Below are 6756 nucleotides of genomic sequence, written 5' to 3'. Positions count from 1 at the left end.
CCTCGTGGGCGGGCGGGGCTCGCTGGCGACGCCAAAGCCGGTGCAGACGGTGGGCAGCTACTGGCCCTACGCCACCACCCTGTTCGACTACATCCGCCGCACCATGCCCTACGACGCGCCGCAATCCCTCGGCCCGGACGAGACCTACACCCTCAGCGCCTACATCCTCAGCCGCAACGGCCTCCTGCCCGACGATGCGGTGCTGGATGCCGGCACCCTGGCGGGGGTCCGGATGCCGAACCGGGACGGTTTCACCGCCGACGCCCGCCCGGACGTCCCGGCGGCCGGGCGCTGATCCGGGCTGCGCCTCAGCTCAGGGCGGGATGGAGGAACCGGTGGATCGTCTGCACCACCACCGAGCCTTCGCCGACGCCCGACGCGACGCGCTTCACCGATCCCGAGCGGACGTCCCCGACGGCGTAGATGCCGGGCGTCGTCGTCGCGAACGGCGACGGCAGGGCGCGGCCCTCGGCGTCCACCCCGGTCAGGACGAAGCCGTTGGCGTCCAGCGGCAGGCAGCCGGACAGCCACTCGGTGTTGGGCGCGGCCCCGATCATTACGAACAGGGCGCCGATGCCGTGCGCCGCGGCGAGGCCGGTTCGACTGTCGCGCCAGGTCACGGTTCGCAGGAAGGCGTCGCCGTCGAGCCCCGTGACCTCCGTGAACGGATGCACCGTGACCCGGTTCGAGGTCGTGATCCGCCGGACGAGGTAATCCGACATCGTCGCGGCGAGGCCGGGGCCGCGGACCAGGATATGGACGTGGCTCGCCGTACCGGAGAGGAACATGGCGGCCTGTCCGGCGGAATTGCCGCCGCCCACGACCACCACCTCCTGATGCTCGCACAGGCGGGCCTCCATGCCCGTCGCGGCGTAGTAGATGCCCTGGCCCTCGAACCGATCGTAGTTGGCGAGGTCGAGCTTGCGGTAGCGGGCGCCGGTGGCCACCACCAGGGCCCGCGCCCGCACGGACCCGCCGTCCTCCAGGGCGATCCGGTACGGCCGGCCGTCGCAGTGCAGCCCGCTCGCCGCCCGCGAGATGGCGAGGCGGGCGCCGAACTTCTGGGCCTGGACCTGGGCCCGTCCGGCGAGGGCCTGGCCGGAGATGCCCGTGGGGAACCCGAGATAGTTCTCGATCTTCGACGACGTCCCCGCCTGGCCGCCCGGCGCCTCCTGCTCGATGACGATGGTCGAGAGGCCCTCGGACGCCGCATAGACCGCCGCCGCGAGGCCGGCCGGGCCCGCCCCCACCACCGCGAGGTCGAACACCGTCGCGGCATCAATGGGTTCGGTCAGGCCGAGGCGGTCGGCCAGCGCCCAGGTCGTCGGGTTGGAGAGGACGACCCCGCCGGGCGCGATGACGGCGGGAAGGCGGTGGACGTCGAGGGCGTAGCGCTGGAGCAGGCCGGCCGCCTCGGGATCGCGGTCGGTGGCGACGACGCGGAGCGGGTAGCCGTTGCGCGTGAGGAAGCGCTGGAGGCGCAGGGTCTCGGCGCAATGGCTGGAGCCCAGCAGCGTCACCCCGCCATGGCCGTACCGGATGAACCCGACGCGGCGCAGGATGAAGGCCCGCATCACGATCTCGGCGATGTCGGGTTCGGCGGCCATCATCCGGCGGAACTCGCCCCGGGGCATCCGGATCAGCCGCGTATCGGCGCAGGCCTGACTGCTGACGAGGGATTCGCGCCCGTTGAGGAAGTTGGTCTCCCCGACGAACTGTCCGGCCTGATGGGTGGTCAGGACGTGGCGCTCCCCGTTCGGCCCCTCGTCGAAGGTCTCCACGGCGCCGTCGAGGACGAGGACGAAGTCGGCCGCGCGGTCGCCGCGCCGATACAGGAACGCGCCGGCGGGGATCGTCGCCTCGGTGCCGTAGGCGGCCACGCGCGCGACGAGGTCGGGGCCGAGAACCGGGAACGTCTGCGCCTCGCGCCGGTACGGGTCGGTCGGATCGAGGGCGGACGCGCCGGCGTCCGGGTCGGGCTCAAGCATCGCTGGTCCCCCTGTTTCGACGATCCCGCATCAGAACGCGTCTTCCCGGATGGGCATTCGCTGGTCCGGCTCGGCCATCCGGCGCCAGCGGCCCGGACTGATGTCGGCCTCGCGGGCGAAGACGCGGGTGAAGTGGCTCTGATCGGCAAAGCCGCAGGCCAGGGCGATCTCGGCCAGGGACCGGTCCTGCCGGCGCATCATGGCCTTGGCGCGGGCCACGCGCTGGCGCACCAGCCAGACATGCGGGGAGGTGCCGACGGATCGGCGGAACGCGCGGGTGAAGTGGCTCACGGACAGGCCGCACTCCGCCGCCACCGCCGGGAGGTTCGGTGCATCGCCGAGTCCGGCGCGGATGCGCTCCTGCGCCCGCCGCAGCTGCCACGGCGCCAGGCCGCCCCGGGTGGGCGCGGCGGCGGACCCGGACTCGGCGTGGACGCCGAGGAGGTGGGCCGCCAGGGCGCGGGCCAACTGAACGCGGAAGATGGCGGCCCCGCGATCCGGGCGGTCGAGGGTCGCGACGGCGCTGGCCACGAGGTCGTGGATGGTGGGATCGACCAGGATGCTTCCGTGCACGGGTCTCAGGGCCTCCATCGGGTCGAGGTCGGCGAGCCCCATGCTGTCGGCGACCTCGCCCAGGACCGTGCTGGACAGCCAGATCTGGACGGTGCCGGCGCGGTCCCGGGGTACCGACAGGGCGCGGATGTCGAGCAGGGTCACCGCGCTGGTGCAGATGCGTTCGGGTGCCGCGTGGGACACGCGGCCCGGACGGCGTTCCAGGGGGATTTGCAGCACCAGCCCGTCGCGCGGCAGGACGAATTGGGAGCCCCGGTCCATCGAATCCGTCGCCCGCCAATCCACGAAGGCGATCCCGTCGGCCCGCTCGTCCGGCCGCAGTCCCGCGGGTCCGGAGGGCCGGCCGCCGATTCGGACCGGGGCCGCCCCGGTGCCCCGCGGGCCGGGTGGCCGCCGGATCGGGGGCGTCGGGGCTATGGGCACGATGATGTCGCGCTGCATGGTGGGACTCTCCGCACGAACCTCCGCAGGGGTGAACCCTGCGGGCCGGGGCACCTTCGGTCTTTCGCAGGCCTGCTCGGCCGTGTCGCGATCCTGCGCATCCGCCGGGTCGGACCTCTCCCGCCGTGTCGGAGGCGGGCGCCCCGGCGATCCCGTCAGGGCGCGCGGTGCCGGTACGCCCCGGGCGTGCAGCCGACGACCCGCTTGAACGCCGTGCCGAAGGCGGCCTGGCTCGAGAAGCCGGATGTGAGCGCCACCTCGACCAGGGACATCCTGCGTTCGCTCAGAAGCCGACGCGCCCGCTCGAGCCGCGCGCCGCTGACGTAGGTGCAGGGGGTCTTTCCCGTGACCCGCTTGAACAGGCGGGCGAAGTGGAACGGGCTCAGGCAGGCGATGGCGGCGAGCTCGGTCACGCCGAGGTCGCGGTGCAGGTTGTCGTGGATGAAGTCGATGGCCCGCCGGATGCGCTCCGGGCAGTCGCGGTCGCCGCAGAACGGGTCGTCTGCCTCCGGGCGGTCGTGGCCGTAGGCCTGCGCGACCCGCGCCGTGAGCGCCAGGGCGGCGGCTTCCACCATCATCCGCCCCGCCGAGCTCTCGCGGGTCAGCTCGCCCAGGATCGACAGGCCGATCTGCCGGATCAGCGGGTCCTGCACGTCGGCGAGATAGCGCACCGCGTCGGCCCGGATCCGGGCGTCGCCGTAGAGGCTGGCGAGGGCGGAGAAGCGCTCGGCCGGCAGATAGATGTGCAGCACCTCCGCCAGGGGCGCGGAGATGTTGATGTCGTCCTCGCCGACCCCGACGGGACACAGCCAGATGGTTCCGGCCTCGACGGCCGTGCGCTGGCGGATGCCGTCGCCTTTCCGGCTCACATGGGCGCCCGGACTGCTCCGGGTCGCCAGGGTGATCTCCATCTGGGCCGGGACGATGGCCGGCAGATCGCCGGCCGGATGGCTGCGCAGCTCGGCCGCGACGCCCTGCCAGTTGCGCCCGCCCGAGGAGGCGAGGAGCCCGGCCTGGGGGAACTTGTGCGCGCCGTGCCGATGCAGATCCATGCGCGCATCGTGCAAGCCGGGTGCGGGGGCCGCCATTATACAGGTGTATCGCAGACCGGCGCGCCCGCGCCGGCTACCCTGCCGGGCCGAGGTGGAAGAGCAGCATGCCGCAGGTGTTTTCGCGGTGGCCGAGCCGGGCGAAAGCCGCGCCGCACGGTGGCCCGGTCGACACGGGTGATCTGCCGGCCTGGATGCTGGCCCGGCCGCCGAAGCGGCGGTGGGTCCGCCTCGAACGATCCGGCACGGTGGCTTTGCTGGTGGTCGCCCCCGCGATCCTCGCCGCCGCGGCGGGCTGGGCCGCGGCGACCCCGTCCGGACCGGCGACGCCGCTCATCGCCGGCATCGCGGGCCTCGCCGTGGGCGCGGCGGCCGTCCGGGTCATGCGGTCGGAGCGCGCCCTCGAAACCAGCCGGGCCCGGCTGACGACGCTGTTCGAGCGGGCCGGCATCGCCCTGTGGCGCGAGGACTGGACCGCCGTGGGCGAGGCCGTCATGGCGCTCCGGCGCGCCGGGATCACCGACCTCGAATGCCATTTCGCGAGCCACCCGGACGAGCTCCGCGCCCTGCGCGCGCGAGTCCTCATCACCGACGTCAACGCCTTCACCCTCGAGGAGACCGGCGCCCCCGACAAGGCCGCCTGTCTCGGGCCCCTCGACCGCCTGCTCCCCGACACCGACCAGACCTTCGTCCAGTGGATCGTGGCGTTTGGCCGGGGCGACCGGTTCTTCCGCTCGGAGGCCCACGTGCGGCGCGCCGACGGGAGCGAGGTCGACATGCTGTTCACCGCGATGCTGCCCTCGGACCTCGCGGGCTTCGCCGAGATCGTCGTGACGGCCCTCGACGTGACGGCGTTCAAGCAGGCGCAGCGGCATTTCGCACTCGCCGATACCGAGCTGGCGCGCGCCTCGCGGATCACCACCATCGGTGCGCTCAGCGCCTCTATCGCGCACGAGGTCAACTCGCCCCTGGCCGTCATCGTCGCCAATGCGCAGGCGGCCCTGCGCTGGCTCCGGCGACCGCAGCCCGATCTCGGCGAGGCGACGGCCGCCCTCGACGACATCGTCGCCGCGGCGACGCGGGCCCGCGACGTCATCGCCCGGACCCGGTCGTATCTCGGCAACGCGCCGCGGGTCTTCGACGCCGTCGATCTGCTCCAGGCGGCCCGTGACGCGAACCTCCTCGTCGAACGGGAGCTGCGGGCCCTCGGGGCGAGCGTCCACCTCGCCGCCGGCGGCGAGGTCCCCCGGATCGCGGCCGACCGCATCGGCCTGCAGCAGGTCTTCGTGAACCTCCTCGTCAACGCCGCGCAGGCGATGGCGGCGGGGGTGGGCCCGCGCGACATCACCGTCGCCATCACCCGGCGGGACGGCCATGTGGCCGTCGCCGTGAGCGATACCGGTCCGGGCATCGGGGCGGAGCGGCGGGCCCGGATCTTCGAGCCGTTCCACTCCACCAAGGTCGGCGGCATGGGCATGGGCCTCGCGATCTGCCGCAACCTCATCGATGCCCATGGCGGCGACATCTGGGTCGATGCGGCGCACGGCGGCGGGGCCGCCTTCCACTTCACCCTGCCGGTCTCCCATGCCTGACGTCGCCGCGGGGGCCGTGGTCGCCATCGTCGACGACGATCCGGCGATCCGTACCGCCCTCGGCCGGCTGACCCGCGCCCTCGGCTACGTCCCCGCCCTGTTCGACGGCGCCGAGCCCCTGCTCGCCGACCCCTCGGGGCTCCGGATCGCCGCAATCGTCACCGATCTCCAGATGCCGGGCCTCTCCGGCCTCGACCTCCTGCGCATCCTTCGCCGGCGCCGTCCCGCCCTCCCCGTCCTCGTCATGACGGCTTATCCGAGCGAGGCCGGCCGGGCGCGGGCCTTGGCGCTGGGCGCCTTCGCCTACCTCGCCAAGCCGTTCGATGCCGAACAGTTCGAGCACTGCCTCACCGTCGCCCTCGGTTCCGCCGGAAACCCCTAACGGGAGGCGAACAATTCGCGCCGGCGCGAAACGATGGTACGCACGCGTGTACGGTAACGAACGCGTGTGCGGCCGCGAGGATGATGCCCGAGGCAACGGTCCATATCGTCGACGATGATCCGACCCTGCGCGCGGCCCTGATCCGCCTGTGCCGCTCGGCCGGGCTGTCGGCCCTGGGGCACCGGGACGCGTCCGATCTCGCCCTCTGCGATGCCCGGACCGCCCCGCACTGCATCGTCCTCGACGTGCGCCTCGCCGACGCGAACGGCCTTGCCGTTCAGGAGGCCCTGCGGGCGGCGGGCAGCACCGTGCCGATCATCTTCCTGACCGGCTACGGCACGATCCCCATGACCGTCCGGGCCCTCCGCGGCGGTGCCGTCGAGTTCCTGACCAAACCCGTCCTGGCGGACGTGCTCCTCGCGGCCGTGACCCGCGCGCTGGAGGCCGACGCCGCCGCCCTGTCCGCCCGCACGGCCCGGCGCGCCCTCGCCGACCGCCTCGACTCCCTGACCCCACGGGAGCAGGACGTGATGCTGTGCGCCATCGGCGGCCTGATGAACAAGCAGATCGCCGGCGAACTCGGGATCACGGAGATCACCGCCAAGGTCCACAAGCGGCGGGTGATGGAGAAGATGCAGGTCCGGTCCCTGGCCGACCTGGTCCGCGCCGCCGACCGGCTCGGACTGGCGGCGACGCGCCAGCGCTGACGAGGGTTCTTTCGGGGTGCCGGA

6 protein-coding genes and 1 pseudogene are annotated in these 6756 nt (G+C 73.2%); 4 read left to right on the top strand and 3 right to left on the bottom strand.

Translation table 11 applies throughout. The features are described 5' to 3' along the window. Positions 1–295: pseudogene (locus tag FV218_RS10915) on the top strand (cytochrome c); the annotation flags it as partial. A gap of 13 nt (positions 296–308) precedes the next feature. Here FV218_RS10915 and FV218_RS10910 read toward each other — a convergent pair. The 3 genes from FV218_RS10910 to FV218_RS10900 form a co-directional block, all read right to left on the bottom strand. After that, on the bottom strand, positions 309–1988 hold the full coding sequence (locus FV218_RS10910) for an FAD-dependent oxidoreductase (RefSeq protein WP_147709718.1): 1680 nt from the start codon (positions 1986–1988) through the stop codon (positions 309–311). Between the two features lie 30 nt (positions 1989–2018). Beyond that, the gene (locus tag FV218_RS10905; protein ID WP_246685072.1) at positions 2019–3002 is read right to left on the bottom strand and encodes an AraC family transcriptional regulator; all 984 of its coding nucleotides are present in this window, start codon (positions 3000–3002) and stop codon (positions 2019–2021) included. A gap of 155 nt (positions 3003–3157) precedes the next feature. Further along, on the bottom strand, positions 3158–4054 hold the full coding sequence (locus tag FV218_RS10900) for an AraC family transcriptional regulator (RefSeq protein ID WP_187273023.1): 897 nt from the start codon (positions 4052–4054) through the stop codon (positions 3158–3160). A gap of 104 nt (positions 4055–4158) precedes the next feature. Between FV218_RS10900 and FV218_RS10895 the strand changes: the two genes are divergently transcribed. The 3 genes from FV218_RS10895 to FV218_RS10885 all read left to right on the top strand — a co-directional run bounded on the left by FV218_RS10895 (position 4159) and on the right by FV218_RS10885 (position 6732). Beyond that, the gene (locus FV218_RS10895) at positions 4159–5643 is read left to right on the top strand and encodes a PAS domain-containing sensor histidine kinase (protein WP_147709716.1); all 1485 of its coding nucleotides are present in this window, start codon (positions 4159–4161) and stop codon (positions 5641–5643) included. Next, positions 5636–6025, top strand: a complete 390-nt coding sequence (locus tag FV218_RS10890; RefSeq protein WP_147709715.1) for a response regulator — start codon at positions 5636–5638, stop codon at positions 6023–6025. Before FV218_RS10895 ends, FV218_RS10890 begins: the two co-directional genes overlap by 8 nt. A gap of 80 nt (positions 6026–6105) precedes the next feature. Further along, positions 6106–6732 (top strand): response regulator, encoded by a 627-nt coding sequence (locus FV218_RS10885; protein WP_056096550.1) that lies wholly within the window; start codon positions 6106–6108, stop codon positions 6730–6732. The last annotated feature ends 24 nt before the right edge of the window (positions 6733–6756 follow it).

It is taken from the genome of Methylobacterium sp. WL69, assembly GCF_008039485.1.
GTDB lineage: Bacteria > Pseudomonadota > Alphaproteobacteria > Rhizobiales > Beijerinckiaceae > Methylobacterium.
This window is presented reverse-complemented; position numbering and strand designations above follow the sequence as displayed.

Excerpts from the sequence above, each read along its gene's own strand:
- FV218_RS10885 (WP_056096550.1), top strand. The coding sequence starts at position 6,106 with ATGATGCCCGAGGCAACGGTCCATATCGTCGACGATGATCCGACCCTG.
- FV218_RS10895 (WP_147709716.1), top strand. The coding sequence starts at position 4,159 with ATGCCGCAGGTGTTTTCGCGGTGGCCGAGCCGGGCGAAAGCCGCGCCG.
- FV218_RS10910 (WP_147709718.1), bottom strand. The coding sequence starts at position 1,988 with ATGCTTGAGCCCGACCCGGACGCCGGCGCGTCCGCCCTCGATCCGACC.
- FV218_RS10900 (WP_187273023.1), bottom strand. The coding sequence starts at position 4,054 with ATGGATCTGCATCGGCACGGCGCGCACAAGTTCCCCCAGGCCGGGCTC.
- FV218_RS10890 (WP_147709715.1), top strand. The coding sequence starts at position 5,636 with ATGCCTGACGTCGCCGCGGGGGCCGTGGTCGCCATCGTCGACGACGAT.
- FV218_RS10905 (WP_246685072.1), bottom strand. The coding sequence starts at position 3,002 with ATGCAGCGCGACATCATCGTGCCCATAGCCCCGACGCCCCCGATCCGG.